Source organism: Nostoc sp. CCY 9925, from assembly GCF_963920935.1.
In the GTDB taxonomy this organism is placed as follows: domain Bacteria; phylum Cyanobacteriota; class Cyanobacteriia; order Cyanobacteriales; family Nostocaceae; genus Nostoc.
In genome coordinates, this window is sequence record NZ_CAWUDO010000013.1 from 12,837 (window position 1) to 38,217 (window position 25,381).

Annotated in this window: 17 protein-coding genes; 8 read left to right on the forward strand and 9 right to left on the reverse strand. The window is 39.2% G+C overall.

All coding sequences use genetic code 11. The features are described from left to right. Positions 1-47: 47 nt before the first annotated feature. The 3 genes from ACM0OY_RS09470 to ACM0OY_RS09480 form a co-directional block, all read right to left on the reverse strand. A complete protein-coding gene (locus tag ACM0OY_RS09470; protein WP_414568618.1) occupies positions 48-242 on the reverse strand; it encodes a hypothetical protein in 195 nt (64 codons plus the stop codon). Between the two features lie 486 nt (positions 243-728). Beyond that, the gene (locus ACM0OY_RS09475) at positions 729-2,186 is read right to left on the reverse strand and encodes a Coenzyme F420 hydrogenase/dehydrogenase, beta subunit C-terminal domain (RefSeq protein WP_414568619.1); all 1,458 of its coding nucleotides are present in this window, start codon (positions 2,184-2,186) and stop codon (positions 729-731) included. A 20-nt stretch (positions 2,187-2,206) separates the two neighbouring features. Next, entirely contained in the window at positions 2,207-3,658 is a 1,452-nt protein-coding gene (locus ACM0OY_RS09480; RefSeq protein WP_414568620.1) for an MOP flippase family protein, read from the reverse strand. 1,590 nt (positions 3,659-5,248) lie between these two features. On the opposite strand from ACM0OY_RS09480, the gene ACM0OY_RS09485 reads away from it, so the two are divergent. Together ACM0OY_RS09485 and ACM0OY_RS09490 are read left to right on the forward strand one after the other, a co-directional pair. Next, the gene (locus ACM0OY_RS09485) at positions 5,249-6,046 is read left to right on the forward strand and encodes a DUF3153 domain-containing protein (protein WP_414568621.1); all 798 of its coding nucleotides are present in this window, start codon (positions 5,249-5,251) and stop codon (positions 6,044-6,046) included. Positions 6,047-6,594: 548 nt separating this feature from the next. Beyond that, positions 6,595-7,218 (forward strand): FMN-dependent NADH-azoreductase, encoded by a 624-nt coding sequence (locus tag ACM0OY_RS09490; RefSeq protein ID WP_414568622.1) that lies wholly within the window; start codon positions 6,595-6,597, stop codon positions 7,216-7,218. A 72-nt stretch (positions 7,219-7,290) separates the two neighbouring features. On the opposite strand, the gene pdxH is transcribed toward ACM0OY_RS09490, so the two are convergent. Next, positions 7,291-7,935, reverse strand: coding sequence for a pyridoxamine 5'-phosphate oxidase (gene pdxH / locus ACM0OY_RS09495; protein WP_414568623.1), 645 nt, complete (start codon positions 7,933-7,935; stop codon positions 7,291-7,293). Between the two features lie 126 nt (positions 7,936-8,061). Between pdxH and ACM0OY_RS09500 the strand changes: the two genes are divergently transcribed. The 3 genes from ACM0OY_RS09500 to ACM0OY_RS09510 all read left to right on the forward strand — a co-directional run bounded on the left by ACM0OY_RS09500 (position 8,062) and on the right by ACM0OY_RS09510 (position 10,733). Next, complete coding sequence (locus ACM0OY_RS09500; RefSeq protein WP_414568624.1) at positions 8,062-9,147, forward strand: AI-2E family transporter; 1,086 nt, start codon at positions 8,062-8,064, stop codon at positions 9,145-9,147. Between the two features lie 119 nt (positions 9,148-9,266). Continuing rightward, entirely contained in the window at positions 9,267-9,431 is a 165-nt protein-coding gene (rd, locus tag ACM0OY_RS09505) for a rubredoxin (protein ID WP_414568625.1), read from the forward strand. A 51-nt stretch (positions 9,432-9,482) separates the two neighbouring features. After that, entirely contained in the window at positions 9,483-10,733 is a 1,251-nt protein-coding gene (locus tag ACM0OY_RS09510; protein WP_414568702.1) for an NAD(P)/FAD-dependent oxidoreductase, read from the forward strand. A gap of 287 nt (positions 10,734-11,020) precedes the next feature. Here ACM0OY_RS09510 and rpsU read toward each other — a convergent pair whose 3' ends face one another. The 4 genes from rpsU to ACM0OY_RS09530 all read right to left on the reverse strand — a co-directional run bounded on the left by rpsU (position 11,021) and on the right by ACM0OY_RS09530 (position 13,824). After that, positions 11,021-11,215, reverse strand: a complete 195-nt coding sequence (gene rpsU, locus ACM0OY_RS09515) for a 30S ribosomal protein S21 (protein ID WP_073645277.1) — start codon at positions 11,213-11,215, stop codon at positions 11,021-11,023. 123 nt (positions 11,216-11,338) lie between these two features. Then, positions 11,339-11,647, reverse strand: a complete 309-nt coding sequence (locus ACM0OY_RS09520; protein ID WP_414568626.1) for an RNA recognition motif domain-containing protein — start codon at positions 11,645-11,647, stop codon at positions 11,339-11,341. A gap of 396 nt (positions 11,648-12,043) precedes the next feature. Continuing rightward, positions 12,044-12,904, reverse strand: a complete 861-nt coding sequence (locus ACM0OY_RS09525; RefSeq protein ID WP_414568627.1) for a 3'(2'),5'-bisphosphate nucleotidase CysQ family protein — start codon at positions 12,902-12,904, stop codon at positions 12,044-12,046. 62 nt (positions 12,905-12,966) lie between these two features. Next, complete coding sequence (locus ACM0OY_RS09530; protein ID WP_414568703.1) at positions 12,967-13,824, reverse strand: sugar kinase; 858 nt, start codon at positions 13,822-13,824, stop codon at positions 12,967-12,969. Positions 13,825-13,968: 144 nt separating this feature from the next. On the opposite strand from ACM0OY_RS09530, the gene rsmI reads away from it, so the two are divergent. The 3 genes from rsmI to ACM0OY_RS09545 all read left to right on the forward strand — a co-directional run bounded on the left by rsmI (position 13,969) and on the right by ACM0OY_RS09545 (position 17,792). After that, positions 13,969-14,835 (forward strand): 16S rRNA (cytidine(1402)-2'-O)-methyltransferase, encoded by an 867-nt coding sequence (gene rsmI / locus ACM0OY_RS09535; protein WP_414568628.1) that lies wholly within the window; start codon positions 13,969-13,971, stop codon positions 14,833-14,835. Between the two features lie 81 nt (positions 14,836-14,916). Further along, complete coding sequence (locus ACM0OY_RS09540) at positions 14,917-16,224, forward strand: mannosyltransferase family protein (RefSeq protein WP_414568629.1); 1,308 nt, start codon at positions 14,917-14,919, stop codon at positions 16,222-16,224. A 17-nt stretch (positions 16,225-16,241) separates the two neighbouring features. After that, on the forward strand, positions 16,242-17,792 hold the full coding sequence (locus ACM0OY_RS09545; protein WP_414568630.1) for an ArnT family glycosyltransferase: 1,551 nt from the start codon (positions 16,242-16,244) through the stop codon (positions 17,790-17,792). 99 nt (positions 17,793-17,891) lie between these two features. Here ACM0OY_RS09545 and ACM0OY_RS09550 read toward each other — a convergent pair whose 3' ends face one another. Beyond that, entirely contained in the window at positions 17,892-23,843 is a 5,952-nt protein-coding gene (locus tag ACM0OY_RS09550) for an amino acid adenylation domain-containing protein (protein ID WP_414568631.1), read from the reverse strand. Positions 23,844-25,381 lie beyond the last annotated feature (1,538 nt).

Genomic DNA, 25,381 nt, shown 5'->3' on the forward strand with positions numbered 1-25,381 from the left:
TTAGATATGACAATGAGTATTTTTTTTACTACTTATCAAAAACATAATTACCATTTTGACAGATAAAAACTTTTTTGTTGTATTTTAAGAAGTTCCCAATGGAAACTGAGCAACTCAATTATTTGATAATATTTATCTTGCTGCTTTTCGAGCAAATTAATCATATCGGTCAAAATAGCATCATCACCGAGATTGTGATTACCGTAAAATCCCCATATAACAGCTTCCTTTTTCCTAGCCAAAATTTCTCCTTAAAAATTGAAAGTTTCTTTAATAAAGATGCTCAGAAATCCTGTTTGATAATTGTTATCAATCCTATGTCTCCTTGCTGTCATAACAAGCAGTATTTATTAACTCCCACAATTTTGATGCAATCACAAAAATTGATAACAAGTATACTGTGACACCTGCCACTATGGCAAGAACTATTAGTACACAAGAAGGAGCTAGTACCCCAAGGCGGAATTCAAAATTCAAAATTCAAAATTAATGCAGCATAAGCGTTTGGTTGATTTGGAATGGTCTGTTTATTTCCACCGACCTCTACTAGGATAATTATTGAACCTCCATTAATAAATATCCAAAACAAAAATTTCCCAGCCTACTATATGACAAGCAACTAGTTGAATAACAGCTTATCGCTCAAGTTATTTGATAAATTTTTCAGATTTTCATAAATGATTTATTTGTGTAATTTTCCAAACTCATCATTAATGAAAATATTTGACCTAAGCAACAAATAAATTCAGTAATAGTCGTTTAATCCACCTAACTGCTCGTTTCCATAATGGTTGCTTAATATATAGCTGTTGATATCTCTGTACTAAGGGGTCTAGCCGCTGCTTAAATAAAGAAAATTCACCAGCATCAACGGCACCCTTGAAAGCAACATGACTGTCTGCTGCTAAAGCTACTCTCAGAAGTTGCCGTTCTTGAAGGGTTTTATTGAGATGGTTGGCTTTGGGTTGAACTCGTTTTTGGGGACGCCATTGACCTTTTAAATCAGTTAAGTGCAAACGATAAGCCAAGCCTTCTCGTCGATGCTGAAAACCTGATTTTTGTGATTGGGAAACTTCATCAGCACTAATTTGATCGAGCTTTAATTGTTCTGCACTCATAGCACGCTCGATCATTTGCTTGATCGCTGGATGACGCACAACTACAACGTTTGTACCTTTACTATCTTTAACGTACTGAGGTAGCCAAGCATCACCAACTGTGACATCTGCTGTTTCCCCTACCACATCATCACAATAGTCACAAGCTTTGTATTTGAAGAAGCCCAACCCCCAATCAGTACCGTAAAGCTCGCGTACAGGCATAACGTGAGTGGCTATCTGTCCATCTTGTTGAATTCCAGTCACTTCAACACCATATCGATTGGCGTCTGCACCTGGTAATTTTTTGCGAAAGTCAATTGTCAAAAGATTACCAGGTGCAATACCAGCTTGCCAAGCAAACATCTCGGCGAAGCGCATACTTTTAAGATGTCCGCAAACTAGCGCTAGGCAGAATTTGATCCTTTCAGCTAATACTTCATCTTGTCGCATCAACAGACGGACAGCTTTAATAAAACATGGAATACCAACTATGGCATAATTTCCTGGTCGTTCACGAATTAGCTGTATTACCTCAGACATTTCCACCGGATAATAGCGCGACTTAGCACCATTATGTACCTGTTGTGTAGTTGTTGAAAGTTGATAGGAAAATAGTCTAGGATCTGATTTTGAGGGATGCCGTTGATGCACATGAATCACACCATCTACTAATCCTTGACTGAGAAGATTACTCACAATCCAAGTTCCCATACCTCCGGAACTACCGCGATCGCGGAAACCATTTTCTAATACATAACCGGCATACGTAGCTAAATGATAGCCAATTTTATCATGATATTTGCAACTATTACTGAATAATGGTTGGCTAATTTGGTCTTCATTTAGACTTGTATTGGAAAAAGGGCATACAGATTGAACTGAATTAGTTACAGCTGACCGATCTACCAATTGATCGATAGTCGCTTGGAACTTACCATACTCATCTAATTGCATTTTCAAAGGAGAGCTACTGATCGCAGCGCAAGCACCACAGCCGATGCAGTAACCACCATCAATTACAGTTTCTAATAAGTTAGTTACGTTAGAAACTACTCTGTTGTCCGCAATTTGTTCATTTTTAGTCATACAATCCTTAGCCTACTAGGTTAACGGGAAATGTTTACTACTTGCCAAAAAAGTTTTGGTGAAATTAACAAAATGCATAAAACGTATACTATTGTACCTAATGCTATGGAAATAGCTAATATTCCAGAAGAAGTAATTAAGTTACCCAAAAAGTACTTAACACTAAAGATACTCATCAGCATAATTATTGTTCCTGCTAAAGGAACAGCACCTTGGCGCAGATAAGTCCATATATCAATACGAATTAACTTCCAAACTACCCAAACATTGAGTGGTGCCATCAAATAACCTCTGATCACGTAAGCCGCTGCAACAGCAACAATTCCCCATTGAACTGCTATAGCGAAAGCAACAACATTGCTGACAGCTTGTATGAAATCTAAAGCCAACTTCCAAGAAGGTTTTCCAACAGCCATCATCACAGAACCGTTGAAATAAAAATAAGCATAAAGAATACCAATAAGATTCAAAACTTGCATGACTGGAATACTTGGCGACCATTTTTGTCCAAATATTACCGTTATTATTTCAGGTGCTAATATTACTGTGGCTAAGAACCCTGGAAAAGTAATTAGGCTTGTCATTTGGATGGCTTTGTAAAGCGCATTGCGTAATCTTTCAGGTTCTTGCTGTAATTTGGAAAAGGTGGGAAGAGAAACTTTGACAATAATGCTAGTTAGTAATTGCGTCAAGATTAAGAGTAAACGATAGGCAACGCTGTAATAGCCCAACGCAGTAGAACCCAGAAAATAACCAATTAAAAAATCGTCTGAGCGGCGGTTTAAAAAGCTAAATAAATTCATCCCCATTACATTCACTCCAAAGGCAAATAGTTCTTTGAAGTGTCTTTGGGAAAATTTGAATCCTGGACGCCAATCACTGACCCACCAAAGTACTAAAACTTGTACAAAACTATTAGTTAATTGCTGACCTACAAGACTCCAAACTCCAAATCCCATAAACGCCATAGTTAGGCCTACTATACCGCCAATAACCACCGCTATTAATGAGCGTATAGCAAGAGACTTGAAAGCTAGTTTCCGCTGAAAAGTTGCTTCTTGAACGCTGCTAAAAGCACTGATTATAAAGCCTAAAGATAAACAGCGGATGATTGGCGTAATCTGCGGTTCTTTGAATAAATCAGCAATCAATCCAGCACAAGCAATACTGAGTATTGCAGCCAGCCCACTGACTCCTAAATTAGTCCAAAAGGCAGTATCTAAATGTTCTTTTTCTATATCTTGACGTTGGACGATCGCTTGCGAAAGACCTTGGTCAAGAAAGACTTGCAAAAAATTTAAAAATATGGTTGAAAGCGCGACTAAACCAAAAGTTTCTGGCCCCAGCAAGCGTGCCAGTATTAAGAAAACGCCAAGGGAAATTATTTGACGACCCCAACTGTCTAGAGCAGACCAAAATACCCCCTTAACAGCTTTTTGCCGTAAATTTGATGAATCTTTAGGTGATTGCATTATAGAATTTACCTATGAAATAACTTACTATCTAAGTGTAAAATTTCCATATATCAGCAACTAATTGAACTATTTATTTTCATTCAATTTACTGATAGGATCTTTTGTTTATTTATAGTTATTAACCAATTATCTTTACCCACAACCGACATAGAAGAATATATGTAACGGTATTTGATGTAGTTTATCGAAAAATATTTTTTAATCTTCAATAATTACTCATTGAAGACTCTACCACAATTTTTTTACATATTGGTAGTCATGGAATAAACTTTAGCAGAAAATTTATTGATAACTTTATTGAATTTTTATACAAAGTATTTGGGTGCTGACATTTTCACGTTTGAGGTAATATGTAACTTTGGTAACCATTGATGACAATATAGTCGGGAAATAGCACTCCCTTTTTATTTTTGAGTTTACTTCTTCGTCGGCAATCAGCCCTGGATCGATTCTCTATTGTCTTTTGGCTTGAGAAGTAAGTCATTTTTTGAGGCAATCAAATTTGATTTCGACACATCAGAACTTATTAAACAACAAGTCAGATAACTCACCGCGCAACACAACATGTAGTATTAAGTACGCTTAATTACTTATTAATAGTAATCTATGTTTATGTAGTAATCCGCTTTGATTATTGAACTTAAAGCAGAATTCACAATTCAGGAGCAAAGCTAAAGATACTGCACCAAGGCGCTAGAATTCATAAGTAAAACAGGCTTTATATTTAGCTTTGAGAGTGAGGCTATGTATTTTACTTTCCTTGAAACTCGCTGTATTTGTTCTTGGCAGGTAGTAGTGAGTACAAACGCGATTAATCGCATTTGTACAGGTAAAGAATTAGCTTTTTTAAGTTGATGGCGAGTTTTTTCACGCAATCAAATAGAAGTCCTAATAGTTATGTTTTAGCAGTATATATAGTTTTATAGTCATCAAGCGCAACTCTCACTCTAATTATGATGTATTTTCCGGAACATCATATAAATAACTTGCTGCGTGCTGATTTTTCTCCATAGTGTTGAAGTCTCAATTAAAGAGCTTAATTATACCAGTAAATAAAATATAGTAATTTGCTTTGATTTTTGAAATTATTTACAGGGAATCCGCCTTTTCTAGGTGTACGAAGTTTTTCAATAATCAAATAGGAGTCGTATCCCAATTTGACAAAGGTATAAATTTGACTTGATTGGCAAATTTTTGAAAGTCTTGTTTAATAAGCTAAAGCTACTAGGGCATTATGGACTTGACTTTAGACCCCTAAAATGTCAGACTCTGATGATTTTTGAATGTTCCTCAGAGGGTTAATCAACAAGTTAGCATCAAATTGGGAAAGCTTTTGAGCAGTTTCTCCATAGGAGCTAGTCTGTTAAGAACTTTCCCAAAATTGTAGGAACTGGGGTGGAAACCTTTAGCACCAGATTGCCTTCTGTTGAGGTAAAAGTCAAGATTGGTTAAAAAGTTTGACTTTTGGGGAGATTTATAGTTATGCGTTCTTCAATTTTAGGACAAATTTTCTTGTGGTTAGTCAAACCATTGAGGTTTATATTGACAAAGATGAGGTTTCTTTCGCCACAAATTAGTCGAAATCGAATGAACCGGGTTTTTCCAATCCAAAATCCTATTTTGTGGTTAGTACTGTTAACATCTGTGCTGCTGTCTGGTTGTGTTAAGTATGATGTGGGGGTCAACTTTAATAACTCCAATAGTGGTGAATTAGTACAACATATTAAATTGGGAGAGCAGCTAACGAGTTTTAGTGGCGATTATGTATATGAATGGTTAAATAGCATAGAGCGCCGTGCCCAGAAGCTTGAGGGCAAAGCGCAGCGAGTTTCTCAAGAAGAAATTATTGTGACAATTCCTTTTAGTAGTGGCGGGGAATTGCAAGAAAAGTTCAATCAATTTTTTAACTCGCGGGCGAATCAACCCTCTGAACCTGTGCAAAGTGAATCTGGTTCAGAACTACCAAAAATTGAATCAAACGTAATTTTGGAGCAGAACAACTTTTTACTGTTAGTAAAAAATCGGTTGATTTATGATTTGGACTTGCGATCGCTGTCTCTAATTTCCAACAAAGGAAACGTCCTAGCTAACGCTGGTTCGATTCTCGATTTAGAATTTGCCCTCAAGACTCCTTGGGGAGCAAAAAATCTTCCACAAACTGAAACTGCGATCGAGCCGGAAAAGAATGGAAATCAACTGCTATGGAAACTCAAGACTGGTGAGCTAAATCATATAGAAGCTGTTTTTTGGCTTCCCAGTCCGCTTGGTATCGGTGCATTTTTAATTATCCTGTTTGTCTGGGGAGGATTGTACTTAAGATACAACTTTATGCCAGATCCCAGGATTCAGTTTTCTCCCATTTCTCCCAAAGCACCAGTAACTTAACCCTCTTGTGTCAAACTGGGAAAACCCAATCGCTGAAAGCCTTTCGGAGCTTTACTTTTCAGTTTTTGACTATAAATTTTAGTTTCTATTAGAAAAGAAAAGCTCAAAGCTTGATTAGATAAAGGTTTCAGTGTTTCGCTACGATTATTGTTTTCCGGAAGTGACAGAACAGGGTTAAGAACAGTAGGCTATTGACGCATCCAATATTATCAGTTTAGCCGATGCATTTTTCGTCGGCTTTTTTACTTATAAAATTCTCTAAAAAAAGAATATACATTGTTCAGAACCCAGATATAATCTGCTTTAATTTTTGAACTTATTTACATGGCTGGGAAGTGGTAGAGACGCGATGAATCGACCTCTGTAAGAGACTGAGTAATCAGACTTTTCGAGTTGAGGGCGAGTTTTTTAACGCAATAAAATAAAAGTCCTATAGTTACTTTCTGGTAACTACTTTACTTGAGTAAGTATTTACTTTTAGTATCTGACATAATGCTTGGAAATTTACAATCAAAAGCAGTAAATCCCAGTCAACCAGGAGATAATTGGTGGCAAACATCTTACACATTGATTCCAGTCCCCGTAGCGAACGATCGCACTCCAGAGAACTATCAAAGGAATTCATCACTGCTTGGAAAGCAGCGCATCCTGAAGATGCGATCGCCTATCGAGATTTAGGGCGTCACCCAGTTCCTCACGTTGATGAACCTTGGATTGCAGCTGCATTTTCACCGCCAGAAACCCACACTCCAGAATTAACCGCAGCGATCCGGATTTCAGACGAGTTAATTGATGAATTTTTAGCTGCCGATCGCTACGTCTTTGGAGTACCAATGTATAACCTCAATATACCTTCCACTTTTAAGGCTTACATCGACCAAATCGTTCGCGTTAACAAAACTTTTGCTATCGATGCTCAAGGCGGCTATGAAGGCTTAGTGGAGGGTAAAAAGGCAGTTATCATCACCGCTCGCGGCGGTGACTTTAGCACCACATCCCCTTTCGCTGCCTATGACTTCCAAGAACCTTACCTGCGGGCAATTTTGGGCTTTATTGGGCTGACAGACATTCAATTTATTAACGCTAATAGTCTGAATGAAGGTGATGCCACTCGTACCCAATCTTTAGCAGAAGCACGGACAGCAATTGAAGATTTGATTACTCAGTGGTAAGAGGGACTGGAGACTAGGGAATAGGGACTAGGAAGCTTTCCTAATACCCAGTCCCCAATCTTTGCGTCCTCTTTACGGTGATAACCGCTGAATTTTCCAATTGCCATTATCTAAATGGCTATAGAGTAAGCGATCGTGCAGACGACTAGAGCGTCCTTGCCAAAATTCAATTTCTGTGGGGATCACTCGTAAGCCTCCCCAATGAGGTGGTCGGGGGATCTCTTGATTTTCATATTGACTCTTAAACTCTTCCATACGTCGCTCAAGAACTTCTCGGCTTTCTAATACTTCGCTTTGATTAGATACCCACGCACCCAGACGACTGCTGGCAGGACGACTGTGAAAATATTGGTCAGACTCGGTTTGGGAAACTTTCTCTACATAACCACAAATCCGGACTTGACGTTCCAGTTCCGCCCACCAGAAAACTAAAGCCGCCAGCGGATTTTCTGCGATTTCTTGTCCTTTGTGACTGTTATAGTTGGTGAAGAAAGTAAAGCCCCGTTCGTCAAAATCCTTGAGCAGCACCATTCTGGCTGAAGGCTTACCATCTGGTGTAGAGGTAGCAATGGTCATGGCATTGGGTTCGGGAAGTTGTGCTGATACTGCCTGCTCGAACCACTTTTTAAACTGAATAAAAGGATTAGGGTCAACTTCAAGTTCGCTCAAACCTTGCAAGGTGTAGTCTTTGCGAAGGTCAGCTACGGTTTTGTCCATTTTAATTTGCTTCCTTGCTATCAGATAGGCTAATACATTTCTTTGTTAAAAATATCTACGATCGCGATCGATACTAACGCCAGTTTTACAATTTATCTCAAGGAGTCCTAAAACAGATTGCCTCAAATGCGCCGTTCTGCCTCCCTTAAACACTTGTTAATCTATGGTCTGAGCGGTCCGCTGATCGCTTTAAATGTCTGGTTGCTATCTGTGCTTTTTCGCTATTTCCAGCATCCAATTAGCATTTTGAGCATTGCAGCAATTTTGGCTTTTTTACTCAATTACCCGGTTAAGTTCTTTGAACGCGCTCGAATTACTCGCACTCAGGCGGTGATTATTGTTTTGCTTACAACTTTGACCGTTTTGGTAATCCTGGGTGTGACTCTAGTACCAATAGTGATTGACCAAACAATCCAATTATTAAATAAGATTCCTGATTGGTTAACTACCAGTCAAGCAAACCTACAGCAGTTTGAGGCCATCGCCAAGCAACGACGTTTGCCAATTGACTTGAGGGTTGTGAGCAATCAAATCAATGCCAACATTCAGAATGTGGTACAACAGCTAGCTTCTGGTGCAGTGGGATTTGCAGGAACACTATTGTCAGGATTATTCAACATAGTATTAATAGTAGTCCTGGCCTTTTATATGCTTTTGTATGGCGATCGCGTCTGGTATGGTCTGGTGAATCTTTTGCCTTCTAATATAGGAGATCCCCTTACTGCATCCTTGCGGCTAAATTTCCAAAACTTCTTCCTGAGCCAGCTGTTGTTGGGACTATTTATGGTAATAACCCTGACGCCAATTTTCTTAATCATGAAAGTCCCTTTTGCTCTATTGTTTGCCATACTAATCGGGATCTCAGAACTCATTCCCTTTATTGGAGCATCTCTCGGCATTGGTCTAGTGACGATTTTGGTATTGTTGCAAAATTGGTGGTTAGCAGTTCAAGTTGCTCTGGTAGCAATTCTCATGCAGCAGGTTAAAGATAATCTATTAGCTCCCAGATTACTCGGCAATTTTATCGGACTCAATCCCATCTGGATTTTTGTTGCTATCTTGATGGGGTATGAGATTGCTGGATTGTTAGGGACACTTGTTGCTGTTCCCATTGCCGGTACGATTAAAGGCACTTTTGATGCCATCAAAAGCGGTAAACCAGGTAACTTTGTATCAACAGTCACTATCCCTCATGAGCCGCCCCTTGATTAAATTAGATAGTTGGGTAAATATGCAATGTTGGTTTAAGAATTGTCGCGTGCCTATTGTAACTCTGTGCCTAAAGCATTTAATAGTGAAGCAATGCCAATAATTGACTAGGGGATTGGAAAATGCAAAAGTATGTATGTACAGTTTGCGGTTATATCTACGATCCAGCAGAAGGTGATGAAGACGGCGGTATAGCAGCAGGAACGGCCTTTGAAAGCATCCCAGATGATTGGGTGTGTCCTACTTGCGGCGCTACAAAAGAAGATTTTGAACCTTTGGAAGGCTGAAAATAAAAGTTAGCCTAGAGAGTAGATGCCTGAAAAGAGATATTTTTGAAATTGTTACCGTTACAAATTGTAGTTATTGGGGGCGGGGCAGCGGGTTTTTTTGGCGCGATCGCTTGTGCTAAAGTTAACCCTGATGCCCAAGTTACTTTAATTGAAGCTAGTCGCCAACCCCTAGCGAAAGTGCTCATTTCTGGTGGTGGACGCTGTAACGTCACTCACGCTTGCTTCGATCCTGGGGAATTAGTGCAAAATTACCCCAGAGGCGCGAAAGCCTTGCGAGGGGCTTTTACTCGGTTTCAAGCTCAAGATACAGTAGCTTGGTTTGCTAAGCACGGAGTCTATTTAAAAACTGAAACCGATGGTCGAATGTTTCCTGTTACCAACACTTCAGAAACAATTGTCGAATGTCTAATTAAAGCTGTGGCTACATCTGGGGTCAAACTTCGCATCGGTACACCTGTAACTTCAGTAAAACGCACTTCCAAAGACCAGGGGTTTGATATCCTCTTGAAGTCAGGAGAGACAATTAAATGCGATCGGCTACTTCTTGCGACAGGTAGTAGCTTGGCAGGTTATAAAATTGCTAGGGAGTTAGGACATAACATCGAATCACCCGTTCCCTCTTTATTTACCTTCAACATTCTCGATCAAAAGCTGAGGGAGTTGGCTGGAGTTAGTGTTAACTCTGTACAGTTGCGATTATCTGTAGGCGGAAAGTCCCAATTACAACAAACTGGACCATTACTGATTACTCATTGGGGTTTGAGTGGCCCTGCTGTTTTAAAGCTTTCTGCTTGGGGCGCAAGAGTTTTGCACGAAAGCCGCTATCAAGCAACATTATTAATTAATTGGTTGCCTCATTTGCAACAAGAACAAGTACGACAACAAATTTTAGCAGTCAAGGATGAATGGGGAAAGAAAGCGATCGCATTGCATCGTGGTGTTGACCTGCCCCATCGTCTCTGGCAATATATCATTGCCCGCGCAGGTATTACTACAGAGGATCGTTGGGCAGAAATATCTAATAAAACGTTAAATCTGTTGGTGCAAGAACTGACTCAGGGCCAATATTTAATTAGTGGCAAAGGAGTTTTTAAAGAAGAATTTGTTACTTGTGGCGGCGTCAACCTCCAAGAAGTAAACTTTAAAACAATGGAAAGTAAATTAGTTCCTGGTCTTTATTTTGCTGGAGAAATTTTAGATATTGATGGTGTAACTGGCGGCTTTAACTTCCAAAGTGCTTGGACGACCGCGTATTTAGCTGGTAATGCAATGGGAACTAATACAGCACTTTGCAAGTAAATCAAGTACAGATCTTATTGCTCCATTGCTCTCTTGCAATTAAGACTGTCCTAACCTATATGAAATCTCTTGATCTCTAAATATTATAGGGGTTTAGCAATGCTAAACCCCTACTCACTACTAGCTATTTTCAAGTTAGATGCTCATACGTTCAATCAAGCAACGAGGGCATGAAAATATTTCTTTTCTAGTCTCCAGTCCCCAGTCCCGATTTTCAAAACAGGTATCGCCATGATGAAGAGATACTGGCTAAATGTCAAATCTGAGGGCAAAATTACTGGAAATTCTTACCTAAAACGAGAATTTTGTTTACGACGTTGCTTATGCCTAGCAATTGCTTTACGCTTCTCTTTTTCTATTGGCGTCTCGAAGTGACGTTTTTTTCTCATATCTTGGAAAATTCCTGCTTTAGAAACTTCCCGCTTAAATCTTCGTAAGGCTGATTCAATACCTTCATTCTCTCCTAAAACTACTTGTGTCATTCTCATTCCTCCTGAATGTGGATGAATAATTCAAAACTATATAGAAAATAAAATATTCCAGCAGAGTCGAGCCTTTGCTTCGATCTGCTGGAGACTCTAGATGTGAAATTTTTAAGAATCGATTTAGTAGTTTCTGTTGCGACGGGCATTACCGCCACCCCAGCTACCACGAGAGGAGTTGCTTCTTTCCTCACGGGGTTTAGCTTTGTTTACTCTCAAATCACGTCCCATCCATTCAGCACCATCAAGTGCTTCAATTGCAGCTTGTTCTTCTGCATCTGTTTGCATTTCTACAAAAGCGAACCCACGCGGCTTACCTGTTTCTCTATCTGTAGGCAATTGAACACGGGCTACCGTTCCGTATTCTGCAAAAGCCCGCCTGAGGTCGTCTTCCGTAACCTGATAGGACAGGTTACCAATGTAAATTGACATAAGAGTCTCCGAATTTAGGGAGTGTAGAGAGTTAAATTCGGAGAGACGCTTTTTAGAAATCAAAACGAGTTACTCAACCGAACATAATCCTTATATCGATAAGTGTAGCACAGCCTTTGAATATGGATTCACACTGAATTTCATTTCCAAAGCAAACTTTCAGGACAGGGTTAAAACCCTTCCAAAGACACGCTTTTGTTGCTTTTGTTATAACAGTTTCAATTTCAAAAGCAAATTAGTATTAACTAGCGATCGCTCTGAAAGTTAGTGTTTTGGAAATTTCAGATATGTACTATTTGTTAACGATTATTATTTACTATTGGGCTTTATTTTACCATAAATGACTGTGTTGAAAACGAAGTTTAAAATATTTATCTCTAAATGTCCGAAGTCGTTTTAGCTATCAGTGAACTGGGCTAAAATCCTTTCTGCTTCCTTACACAGCACCTCGTGATATTCACCGTTACTAGCCAGCAAACCTCCCCATTGATTGATATCACCGGTGTTGTATTGCAAAGGTCTACCATCGAAGTGAGTAAATTGACCTCCGGCTTCTGTTAAAATTAGTTCTGGGGCTGCCATATCCCAGTCTTTGGGAGCAGATTTGCCAGAGAGAGAAATGTAAATTTCTGCCTGTTGTTCGACAATTGTGGTGATTTTACACCCGACACTGCCAACAGCTTTTTGATTTTGACAGGGTAAGTTTTGCAGTAAATAATCTAATCGTTGGTTGCGGTGAGAACGACTCACCACTAAGGTTAAATCCTCAACTCGTTTACCTGACGACACTTGTAAAGGAACAGAGCCATCACGGGTTTCTACAAAGGTACCACCGCCTTTTGTAGCGTAATATAACTTCTGTGCTTCTGGAACTGCCACCACTGCTAATACTGGACGTGTTTCTTTGACTAAAGCAATGTGAATGGCATATTCCCCAGTTTTTTCGATAAAGTCGCGTGTGCCATCTAAAGGATCTATGATCCATACCCAAGGGGTAGAAGGTTGTGAAGACTGACTTAGGGATTGATAGGTTTCTTCGCTGATGTAAATAAAATCTTCATTACCGAGACTTGCTTGTAGCTTTTCAAGAATATATTGACTGACAGCTATATCGGCAACGGTAACAGGCTCATTTTGTTTGTATTCTACCGCTAAATTAGGATCTTTCGCAGTGCCGTGGTAATACGATCGCAGTATATCAGCTGCTTCCCAGCCTATCTGACGAGCGATCGCTAATATTTCTTGTAAGTCTTTCATTAATTTAGCCCGATTTAACTTAAAAATATATAACCTCACTCTAGGAACACAGATGCGCGTCCCTAGATGACATCCATCCAGCGCCGGGTGCCAAAAAATTGACAGGAATTGGCAGCGATATTTGCCGCTAGTGCTAGTGCATTAGTAAAACTTTCTCTTAAGATGTAGTGACAGAAGCCACCGTGAAAAATATCTCCAGCTCCTAAGGTATCAACGGCTTGAATCTGGGGCACATCTACAATACCAGTTTTAGTGCAACTCAAGTATTCAATTGGTTGCTCTCCGTGGGTAATGGCGATATGAGGAATATTAAATTTGCTCAGATAAGCAAAAACCTCTTCTGGGGTTTGACAATTGGGGGGATAAAAATTAGCCGAACAGATGGCGTAATCTACAAATGGTAGAATTTGCTCAAATCCCGATTTCCAGCTACCACCATCGATGACTACTGGGATATTTTGGGCTTTGGCCATTTGGGCTATAGAATAACCAACAGCAATCTGATGCCCATCAATTAATACTATGGCAACATTTTCTAAAATATTTGCTGGAATAGATGCGCTGCTGGCTTGAGTTTTCACAGAATTGATAGAAACCACAGCTCGTTGCCCTGTGGCTTGGGTAACAATAATCGAAGAGACTGGTGGTGCTAAATCAGTGCTAGGCTCAAGATCGGCGATCGCTACTTGATAATTTGCTAAATCACCTCGAATTAGCTGCCCCGTTGGATGAAAACCCACTACACCCAAGACTGTAGCCTGATTACCTAAATAGCTAAAAGTTACAGCCGCGTTTGTAGCTGGGCCACCTGCTGCCACACTATAGTCAATAGCAACAATCTTTTGATTATTCTGAGGTGGAGAGTCAGCGAGGTAAATTAAATCTAAGGTTACTAAACCTACAAATAACCCATTAGTCATTGAGCATTGGTCATTGGTCATTAGTCATTTGTGTTGTTAATAGTGTATGAATTATTTGTTTTAACTTCTAACTTTTGTACAGACGCGATTAACTTTCGTACAGACGCGATTAATCGCGTCTCTCCTAACTCCTAACTTTTACTCATGCAAACCGATCCCAAACCAAGAACACTTTACGTCGTTGGCACACCAATTGGCAATTTAGAAGATATAACTTTTCGGGCTGTGCGAATTTTGCAAACTGTGGATATTATTGCTGCGGAAGACACGCGCCACACAGGGAAATTGCTACAGCATTTTGAAATTAAGACACCCCAAGTAAGTTACCACGAGCATAATCGTACCAGTCGCATTCCAGAATTATTACAATATTTGGCGAATGATAAAGCGATCGCTCTGGTTAGTGATGCTGGAATGCCGGGAATTTCCGATCCTGGATATGAATTGATCAAAGCTTGTATTGAAGCGGGGATTTCTGTAGTTCCTATTCCTGGTGCGAGTGCAGCAATTACAGCTTTGAGTGCAGCTGGACTACCAACAGATCGGTTTGTTTTTGAAGGTTTTCTCCCAGCAAAAAGTCAACAGCGACGAGAACATTTAGAATCTTTGCAAACAGAATCTCGCACATTAATTTTCTACGAATCGCCTCACCGTTTGCAAGATACTTTACAAGACTTAGCAGAGATTTTGGGAAGCGATCGCCAAATCGTACTCGCACGGGAGTTAACTAAATTGTATGAGGAATTTTGGCGGGGAACAATTGCCGAAGCGATGGCCCACTACAAACAACGAGAACCCCAAGGTGAATATACCCTAGTTGTTGCCGGAATTGCACCGAGTCAGATCCAATTAACACAAGAGGAATTAAAAGCCGAATTGAAACAATTAATTAGTCAAGGAATATCGCGATCGCAAGCTAGCCGTCAATTAGCAAAAGTAACTTCTATGCCTCGTCGCCAACTCTATCAGCTAGCTCTTTCTTTAGCGATCGACTCGGATTTTAATATTTAAATGTATAAAAAAATTAATATTATGTATGCCAAATAGTACGATTATAAATAAAGTATCCGCGTTATAATTGCTAGATTTTAGATGGAAAGCTTAGTTCGTTTTTCCTTTTGGAAGCAAATTATTATTGCTCTCCTGTTTTATGTTGTTTGCAGTAGTATAGGTCTAGTTCTTTCAGCGGATGGAATTGCAAAATTAGCAGTACAAGAAGGAAAAGAGTTTCAGTACTGGGATGCGATTCATTATGTTAATTTGGGTTTCCAGCCTCGTTGTCAAACATTCTATCCACTCTGGTCTCAAATAAATCGTTTGTTTGCTCCAGAGAATCCCCTTATTGGTCTTCGATATGCTTTTGTAGTCTGTAACATGCTTTTTGTCTTGTCACTGCCTATCGTCTTATATGTCTTGCAAAAAGTAATTAAGTCACAAAGAGTAAGCTTTATCATTCTTATACTTTACGTTATTAATCCCAATTCTATTTTCCATAGTATTGGCTACACGGAAAGCTTATTTTCGCTTTGGGCAATTATTAGCGTAGTAGCTCTTTTATTTTCAAATTCTGTTTTTTGGAATGGTGTCTTAGCAGTATCTGTCATTACAATGTCTTTGTCTAGACCGAGTTTAGTGCAACTTCTCTTTGCTTCATTTAGTGCGTTATTTTGTGTATTTTTAGGAAGCCATTTAGAGTCTAAAACTTATTCTCAAATTAGGGAATGGAAAAAATACGCTATACCCACTGGATTAATTGCTATATGCGCCATTGTCGGTTATTCAATTTACGGCGTCTATTGTTTATTATCAACAGGAAACTTTTGGACTCCGTTTAAAGCTCAAGTCGAGTGGGGAAGAACTCTAAAGTTACGACCATTATTTCTGTTGTTTCCCAGATCCTTGTTAAACGATCTACATGGTCTGTATTTTCCATTTATCCTATTATTCTTGGTGCTGATCCTCATTTACTTTCATAGCAAACGCAAGAAGATTTTGCTGTATGTACCTAAACATCCTCTACTATGGATAACCCTTTTTTATCCTCCCATAGCGATTTTTATTTATTCTATCCGTTCTTGGCAGTTAGCCAAAACTGGTAAGCTGACTCCTCAATCTGTAACTCCAAACATTGTCAAACTGCAAACAAATTATGTGTTCTTTTTTTGCTTATTTATTTGTATAGCCAATGCAGCCATTGGATTTTTAGCGGCTTCGGATTATCTCTATAGCCTCGCAAGATTTGTGTTTGCAACACCCTTCTTTTTTATTGCATTTGGTATGGTAATAGACCATCTTGATACTCCAAAAACACAAGAATTTCTTTACGGGTGCATCCTAATTTCTGCCTTAGGACTAATCGAACAATGGTATCGTTGGGGCAACAACCGTTGGGTAGGATAATTGCATAAAATGTATTTTTGGTTGCTAAAAATAGGTTTGCAGCGATTAATCATGAGTTAAATAAAATTAGCCATATGCAAAATCAAAGCGTAAAAAGTACGTCTAATAACTCGCCTCTACTGTTCCTATTAATTTTAGCGATCGCTTTAAGAGTTTACAATATTAATTCACCAATAATCGGTATTCATTCCTGGCGTCAATCAGATACCGCAGCAATAGCCAGAAATTTTTATGAGAATGGTTTTAACTTATTTTATCCTCAAATTGACTGGGGAGGTAATTCACCTGGCTATTGCGAAACTGAGTTTCCCATTTATTCATTTATTGTTGCTCTTATTTACAAACTTTTTGGAGTTTCAGAATTTTGGGGTAGATTAATATCAGGTATTTGTTTTTTAGTAGCTCTTAACTTTCTTTATCAGCTTGTTGTTAAAATTTTAAATAAAAAAATTGCATTTTGGTCTTGTTTATTTTTTGTAATTTTACCTTTGAATGTTTATTATAGTAGAACGTTTCAACCAGAGTCGCTGCTGTTGATGTGTTCAGTTATCGGTATCTACTATTTCATTAATTGGCTGGACTCAGAAAAACAACAAGATTTAATTTTATCAGGTAGCTTTGTCGCCTTAGCCTGTTTAATCAAAGTTTTACCAATAATATATTTAGGAATACCACTTTTTTACTTAGCTTGGACTAAATACGGTATCAGAGTTTTTTCTCAAATATCTCTATGGATTTATAGCATTTTAATATTAATATCTGTAGCTATTTGGTATTACCATGCTCATCAACTATTTTTAGAGTATGGCAATACCTTTGGTTTTTGGTCAGGTTCAACCAATAGATATAACTATAATATTGTACTCACATGGAATTTTTGGACACAAATATTATTTAGAACTGCTGTTAGACATTTTGCGATTTTTGGCTTTCCCATATTTATATTAGGTTTATTGATTCCTAAAAAAACTAGACAAGAATATGTATTAGATATTTGGTTAATTTCAGTAATCTTAACTTGGATTTTAGTACCTGTTACCAGTTTAGTTCATGAATATTATCAACTTCAATTTATGCTTCCTGGAGTGGTATTCATGGGTAAAGCTTGTAGCCATTACTTGGCTAAAGCTACTGTGCAAGTTAATTATAAAAGAGCTATAGTAGCGTGCCTATGTTTAACTATAGCTGCTGGCTCTGTCATTTATACTATTGATTATATGTTCAAAGAAAGAATAGAAAAATCGGCTGTTTTTCAATTAGCACAGCAAGTAAAACAAAATACTGAGCCTAAGTCACTAATAATTGCTACGACCGCTAGTGACCCAACATTACTTTATTTATCACATAGAAAAGGATGGCTCATTAACCATAGTGATGTTACTGAAGAGTATATTTTATCTAGAGCAAAATTAGGAGCTAAATATCTGGTAGGAAGTTTTAAGTTTGTAGAAAGCTATAATTTGTTTGTCGATGATAGCCAAAAGCAAAAAGTTCAGAATTTTCTCGATAAATATCCCAATATTTTGAAAGATAGTATGAACTTTATTGCTAAATTCCCAAGAGTATAAAAAAGCTGAGATTCTCATCTATGAAAAAAAGAGGATCTCAGCAATGGAATAAATTTGATTTGACTTAAGGTATTGCCACAATGGAGTTGATTAATGTTTTTAAGACTGAGCTTGTATTAAACAATTTCTCAATGTTTCAGCTAACACCTGTACGTCAGGTTCGCGAAGTAGAGAAAGGTGAGAACCGGGAATATAATGTATATCTAATCCTCCAGCAACTATGCCACCCCAACCAAATTGAGGATCGTATTGTATGCCTATACCTTCGCCTCGGTTCTGGTCTTCAGTCCGCAACAGGATAGCCCGACCAGCGTAAACTGGGTAAGTATATTGACTAATAGCTTGGGTATTAATGTCTATACTTTTTAAGTGTTTGTCAGTTTCAGGTAAATCAAGTGTGGCTTCCAAGTAACGTTTATATGTATTTTGGAGACGCGACTTATTCCAATAGCTCCATTTCACAATCTTTTGCCAAAGGTAGCCAACTCCTTGTTGAAGGATATTTTTTAAATGCAAGAAAATGCGCTTAAAAAATGGCGATCGCCAGCTATAACCAAGACGACAACTATCAAGGATAATTAGAATACCAATTTCTTCACCTTTTTCATGGAGTTGTCGAGCCATCTCAAAAGCAACCGCACCTCCAAAAGAATAACCTCCGAGAAAATAAGGGCCATTCGGTTGAAGAATCTTAATTTCTTGAATGTAGTGCGCGGCCATATCTTCAACGCGGGTATGGAAAGGATGTTTTCCATCTAGTCCCCGTGGTTGTAGTCCGTAAAATGGTTGTTCGGAACCCAAATGTTGTGCCAACTCACGGAAACACAAGACTTCTCCACCAAGCCCGTGAACACAGAAGAAAGGTGGCTTGGAACCATTGGGTTGAATTTCTACCACGGATGACCAAGTAGCTCTTGATTTCTCTTTTACTGAAGCTTTGTTCGTCGCTAAATCTTCTTGTTGGCAGATAATTTTGGCTAAAGCCTCTACAGTACTTGACTGGAAAAGAATAGCAAGCGGCAGATTTTGATTAAATGTCTTCTCAATTTGCCAAAATAATTTTACTGCCAGTAAGGAATGCCCTCCTAATTCAAAGAAGTTATCTTGAACGCCAATGGGCTTGACACCTAAAACTTGTTGCCAAATCTCTGTTAACTGGCGTTCCACTTGATTGCGGGGAGCAACAAAAGTTGCTTCTGGTTGTTGTTTTGATAAGTCCGGTGCTGGTAGGGCGCGGCGGTCTACCTTGCCGTTGGCAGTTAGGGGCATGGTGTCCAGCAAGACGAAAGCTGAAGGTATCATGTACTGTGGTAGCTTTGTCGAGAGGAAGCGGCGGATTTCACTGACTGTGGTTACTGAGTCGTGATTTGGGATCATGTAAGCAACTAAACGTAGATCTCCAGGAACATCTTCACGCGCAATTACTACAGTCTGGAGTACATCTGGGTGTTGGGCTAACACCGTCTCAATTTCCCCTGGCTCAATACGTATGCCACGGATTTTGACTTGATGATCTTGGCGACCGAGAATTTCTAGAGAACCATCTGGACGATAGCAACCGCGATCGCCTGTATAATACAGCAAATCTTCTTCGTCATTTCCAAAAGGATTTTTAACAAACCGAGAACGGTTTTCTTGCTCGGCATTGATGTAGCCCAAGCTCCGAAATGGAGTCCTAATTACAATTTCGCCCGGTTCGCCAATGCCGCACGGTTGATGATTCGGAGTGAAAACTAGTGCTTGGGTTTCTGGTAATGACGATCCTACTGGCTGTACTCCTGGCGTACACTCAACAGGTATTCGGTAATAACACTTGGCCAAAGTTGTCTCCGTCGGCCCATACAGATTGACAATTTCCCCTGATTCTGGGAAAGCATCGCGCCACCGAAGTACAAGTGTTTCCTTGAGAGGTTCTCCAGCAAAAAATAACCAGCGTAAGTTACGCAGAGAAACTCCTGAGGGCACATTGGCTAACCAAGATTGTGCCAAAGAAGGAACCGTGTGCAACACAGAAATTTGCTCATCTTCCAAGTAACGCAGAATTTTAGTTGGTTCTAAGTTATCCCCTTCTTCTGGCAAACACAGAGTTGCACCACTTGTTAAAGGTAAGAAAATATCCCTGAGAACGACATCAAAGGAAAGACCTGTCAATTGGGCAATACGATCTTGTTGACCAATTTTAAATGTCTGCCGCTGCCAGTTGAGAAAATGTGCCATTCCTTTGTGACAGCCCAGCACACCCTTAGGTACGCCAGTGGTGCCAGAAGTAAAGAAAATATAAGCTGCATCGTTACCGTTGATTTGGGGCAAGGTTACAGTTTGAGTACTGCCCTGGGGTGAATTGATAATTTTTCCTGTATCTGGGTTTACACAGATACTGATTAAAGATTCAGCTATGCCCCTGTCTACTTGGGTCTGACTATCTATATATAATATGTATTTAGCTTTAGCTTCTCTTAGCATCAGCTGATGGCGTTGGCATAGCCCACCGAAGGTATCCGTAGACAGTTTCGGATCGAGTGTCAATAGCACACCGCCACTCAAAAGTACAGCCGTCATACTTGCAATCAGTCCAAAGCTGCGCGTCCCAAATACCGCTACCACATCTCCCCGCTGGACTCCCTGGGATAATAAAACCTCTGCTAAATCTTGAGCTATTTTGCCCAATTCCCCATAGTTCCAAGTGCGAGATCCTTGACGAAGTGCGGAATATTCTGGTGCGGAGTTTACCCAAAAGGTAAACATTGTTGTTACCAGTTCGTACTCTGGTTCTGGCAACACCGCCCTTGGTTCTGGCAGCAAAAATTGGGCTTGTGGTGTGACAAGAGAATACAAACTAATCTGATTTTCTGGAGCAGCAACAATTTGATTCAATAAATGATGGAATTGATGCAGCATTTCCATCATCCGCTCTGAAGTAAACAGATCGGTATTGTAGACTAAATCAAGCTTGATTCCCTGGTTATGCTCTGTAACATAGAGAGTTAAGTCAAACTTAGAAGCCGTTTCTAGCATCAGGATTGGTTCTACAGCCACCCCAGGTATTTCCAGTTGGATGTCCCTCAAGTTGAGCATATTAAACCACACTTGAAACAGTGGGTTGCGGCTGGTATCCCGTTCTGGTTGCAGTTCTTCTACCAGTTTCTCAAAGGGCATATCTTGATGGGCATAAGCACCTAAAGCCATCTGGCGGACTCGACTCAGCACGGAACGAAAACTGGGGTTACCGGAAAAATCAGTCCGTAAAACCACAGTATTAATGAAAAATCCAATCAACCCTTCAATTTCAGAACGGTTACGTCCAGCAATGGGAGAACCAATGAGAATATCTTCTTGCCCACTGTAGCGATGCAGTATGGTTCCAAAGGCCGCCAGCAAGGTCATAAATAAGGTGACACCTTCCTGACGCGAGAGTTCTGTGAGTGATGCACTCAAGCCTTGGGGTAGCATTAATGATTGAGCCGCCCCTTGGTAAGTTTGGACTGGTGGTCGTGGTCGGTCAGTAGGCAATTCCAGTACACTATTAGCACTTGCTAACTGAGTTTTCCAGTAGTTTATTTGACTAGAAAGGACTTCACCTGATAACCATTGATGTTGCCAAACAGCAAAATCGGCATATTGAATGGGTAATTTTGCTAAAGGAGAAGGCTTACCATTTAAAAAAGCTTCATAAACAGCTACTAACTGCTGCCAGAGAATACCCATTGACCAACCATCTGAGGCGATGTGGTGCATGACCAACAGGAGTATTTGCTCATGTTCCTCTATTTGCAGCAAAGTAGCCCGCAACATTAAGTCAGATTCTAAGTTGAAGGGGGGTTGCGCTTCTTGAGTCAGGAGAAATTCTGCTTGCTCCTGCGTGACTTTAATGACCTTGAGTTCGACTGGCCGGGGCTTACTAATTACTTGTATGGGGCTACCATCGGGTGATTTAATAAAGTTTGTTCGCAGTGCTTCGTGATGAACAACGATCGCGTCTAGTGCTTGTTGCAATACACCTACATTTAATTCGCCCCTTAACCGCTGTGCATCGGAGATGATATATGCACGGCTGTTGGGTTCCAACTGCTCCAAAAACCAGACTCGCTGCTGGGCAAAAGATAAGGGGGCTGATTCCCGGTGGCCTATTTGGGGAATGGTTTGGTTTTGGGGATTATTTTCTGGAATTTGGTTTTGAGGGATTGCTTGAGCTAAATTAGCGATCGTGGGATTCTCAAACAAAACTTGCAATGCTATTTCTATGCCGAAGGCTTGGCGAATTCGAGACATCACTTGAGTAGCCAGCAGTGAATGACCTCCCAATTCAAAAAAATTGTTGTGGATACCTATTTGTTCCAAACGCAGAACTTTTGCCCAGATGCTAGCTAAGACTTCTTCTGTGGGATTCTGGGGTGGGACAAAGTTACTTGATAGACTCAGGTCAGATATATCAGGTGCAGGCAAAGCACGGCGGTCTATCTTACCATTAGGATTTAATGGCAGAGTATCCAAAAATACAAATGAGGCAGGCATCATATATGCAGGCAGCCGACCTTGCAAAAACCGCCATAATTCAACCTGAGTAGGAATTTCCTTTGGGTTAGCAACGATATATGCCACCAGTTGCTTATCGCCAGGAACATCTTCTCTAGCTATGACTAAAGTCTGCGTCAGTGCCGGATGTTGGCTGAGTACAGCTTCAATTTCTCCCAATTCAATCCGGAAACCGCGTATTTTCACTTGGTGGTCAATGCGACCAACAAACTCGACATTACCATCGCTGTTGTAACGTGCCAAGTCCCCAGTTCTGTAAAGGCGTGCCCCTTTTTCAGAGCTAAAAGGATCGATAATAAACTTCTCTTTGGTCAATTCTGGACGGTTAAGATAGCCCCGCGCTAAACCAATACCGCCAATATACAGTTCACCTGATTCACCAACAGGCACAGGGTGTAAATTTTCATCAAGGATGTAAATCTGTGCATTGGTAATGGAGCGACCAATGGGAGCAATGGTGTAATTAATGCCTCGTTGGCAAGTCCAGAAAGTAGTATCGATGGAAGCTTCTGTCGGCCCGTAACAATTGTGTAAAACATTGTCCAAATTTAATTGAGTAAAAAACTGCTCTATGAGTTCGCCAGGTAAAGCTTCACCACCGCAGGTAACGTGTCTAAGAAATCTGGCTTTTTCAATTCCCTTTTCTTCGAGTAAAACACGCAGTATCGAGGGCACTAAGGCTAGGACAGTAATTTGCTCCTCGACAATCACTTTTACAAGATAGGCAGTGTCTTGATGTCCACCAGGGCGAGCCATAATTAATTGCCCTCCAAAGCACAAGGGCCAGAATATCTGCCAGACTGAGGGGTCAAAACTAAAAGAAATAGTCAGTAAAACTTTGTCTGCCTGGGTTAATCTAAAGGTTGTTTGCCGCCAGTACAATTGATTGCAGATTCCACGGTGAGGAATCATTACACCTTTGGGCTGTCCTGTAGAACCAGATGTGTAGATTACATAAATTAAATTATCAGGTGTGGTCTGATTTACAGGATTATCTTGGCTATTTTCGGTGTTTTCTTGCAAAAGCAAGTCCAGGCAAATCACTTGTGCCTGATGTGCTGGTAGGTTCTTAACCAATTTCTCTTGGGTTAGCAACACTGGTGTTTGTGTATCTTCCAAGATGAAAGCTAAACGCTCTTTTGGATATGATGGATCTAAAGGTACATAAGCGCCTCCAGCTTTGAGAATTCCCAACAGCCCTACAACCATCTCCAAGGAGCGCTCTAAACAAATACCCACAAGTACTTCTGGTCCAACGCCTAAAGTACGCAGGTAGTGTGCTAGCTGATTTGCTCGTTGATTTAACTGCTGATATGTAAGTTGCGTATTTTCAAATACTACAGCAATTGCTTGAGGCGATCGCTCTACTTGCATCTCAAACATTTGATGGATACACAAATTACCAGCAATTGACCCACTATCACTCCATTCCTGTATAACTTCAGTGCCAAAAATATTAGTTAAGGTATCTAAAGGAATATTTTCTTTATCTTCTGAAGTATGACTGTTTATCTGCATTTTCTATATATCAAAAACTTACTAAAGTCTCTAGTTACAGTTATGCTTTTGCTAAAGCAAAAATTTATATTTTTTTGATAATAATCACGATAGATTTATATTACTTAATTATTTGTATTGTTTTGCTATATTATAGTTTTTTTGTCAAGACAGTAAAAGCTGCACCGAGAAAAAAACAAATTTTTCAAGGTTTTAGTAATAGCATAAACTTATGAGTTTTAATTTAAATGTCTGTTTTTATCTGAAATTATAATTCGATATTTTCTTCGAAAATCGTATTTATCAAATATATAAAATCAATTTACATTTAGTTTTAAATTCCCATACTTTGTTATTGATTTAATATTTTATGTTCTAATGATACACTATATGACTAATTAGAAATAAATGAATGCTTGAATTTTACTTCAAAACTAAATTACTACTTTTAGTGACGTAATTGTAGCAAATATAATACTGGAATGACTTTATCCTTTTTAATATTGACTGATTGAAGAAAGAAATAATTATTACTGAATCTTCATTGTATTTCTTTCTGTGTAAAATTACTGTAAAGCCTTAGTATGACTAGCTGCGATAATTACGGAAATTTACTAAAATTTTTACATACGCAATCAATTGTGTGAACTCGTAGTTTCTGATAGACAACATTAAATCAGGGCAAAATGTAATCTGAATGTAAAAAGTAGCCAAAATAATTGATTTTCAAAAGGAGTAAAATGTCTATAATGCACATATAACAAGGTTTATACGTCTCAGGCATACTTTATACTGCTTCAATTCCTTAAGACTCATTTTCGGTGTTTCATAATTTGCGGAACAATTTTATTGGTTTTCTGAGACACGCGTCTTGCTTATGACATTTTCCAGCGGACAGGATGCTCTCTTAACAAAAGTGATGCCTTAATTCACGCAACGCTTGGTTTTTCTTGAATTTGCCATCTATTGTCTATTCCAATGTCCAAAAAATGACACAAATCTAGTCACATTTCAAAGTTATGTAAAATTTTGTAACAAAATTCAACAATTTTGATGCATTTCGTTATATGTTATGTCTGTATGTTTTTTTAATCAGTAATTATGCGTAAACAAGCAAAAAGCCTTTAAGCAAAACTGAAAAACTCTAGCTAAACATACTACATGAATTTCTTAAGGGGTATAATTTTTTCTGCAACCCCATATTTGTGAAAGAGCTTTGGCGAACCATTGAATGTATTACGCAAATTACAAAGTCTGATATCCTTACCTGGCATATCCAATCATTAATGTCAGGAACTTCATTGAATTATAGTTAAATTAAGACAAAATCCTTACCTTTACATTAAAGCCCAAAGTTTCATTCTAACTTGTAAAAAATGCTGAAAATTTGGGTAGTGTTCACACTGAGACACTGAAAGATATTTTTGATCGAAAAATTAACTTTAGTCTGAGAAAGTAGATTGATAGTCAACTAAGAAGGTCAGGTTTGTTTCAAAGAAATGTGAGATACACCACTTGCATATATTTCCATTCAACTTTAAAGACACCAAGTGTTACTA

Coding starts and splice junctions, on each gene's coding strand:
- ACM0OY_RS09475 (WP_414568619.1), bottom strand. CDS start 2,186: ATGACTAAAAATGAACAAATTGCGGACAACAGAGTAGTTTCTAACGTA.
- ACM0OY_RS09480 (WP_414568620.1), bottom strand. CDS start 3,658: ATGCAATCACCTAAAGATTCATCAAATTTACGGCAAAAAGCTGTTAAG.
- ACM0OY_RS09485 (WP_414568621.1), top strand. CDS start 5,249: ATGAACCGGGTTTTTCCAATCCAAAATCCTATTTTGTGGTTAGTACTG.
- pdxH (WP_414568623.1), bottom strand. CDS start 7,935: ATGGACAAAACCGTAGCTGACCTTCGCAAAGACTACACCTTGCAAGGT.
- ACM0OY_RS09500 (WP_414568624.1), top strand. CDS start 8,062: ATGCGCCGTTCTGCCTCCCTTAAACACTTGTTAATCTATGGTCTGAGC.
- rd (WP_414568625.1), top strand. CDS start 9,267: ATGCAAAAGTATGTATGTACAGTTTGCGGTTATATCTACGATCCAGCA.
- rpsU (WP_073645277.1), bottom strand. CDS start 11,215: ATGACACAAGTAGTTTTAGGAGAGAATGAAGGTATTGAATCAGCCTTA.
- ACM0OY_RS09520 (WP_414568626.1), bottom strand. CDS start 11,647: ATGTCAATTTACATTGGTAACCTGTCCTATCAGGTTACGGAAGACGAC.
- ACM0OY_RS09525 (WP_414568627.1), bottom strand. CDS start 12,904: ATGAAAGACTTACAAGAAATATTAGCGATCGCTCGTCAGATAGGCTGG.
- ACM0OY_RS09530 (WP_414568703.1), bottom strand. CDS start 13,824: ATGACTAATGGGTTATTTGTAGGTTTAGTAACCTTAGATTTAATTTAC.
- rsmI (WP_414568628.1), top strand. CDS start 13,969: ATGCAAACCGATCCCAAACCAAGAACACTTTACGTCGTTGGCACACCA.
- ACM0OY_RS09540 (WP_414568629.1), top strand. CDS start 14,917: ATGGAAAGCTTAGTTCGTTTTTCCTTTTGGAAGCAAATTATTATTGCT.
- ACM0OY_RS09550 (WP_414568631.1), bottom strand. CDS start 23,843: ATGCAGATAAACAGTCATACTTCAGAAGATAAAGAAAATATTCCTTTA.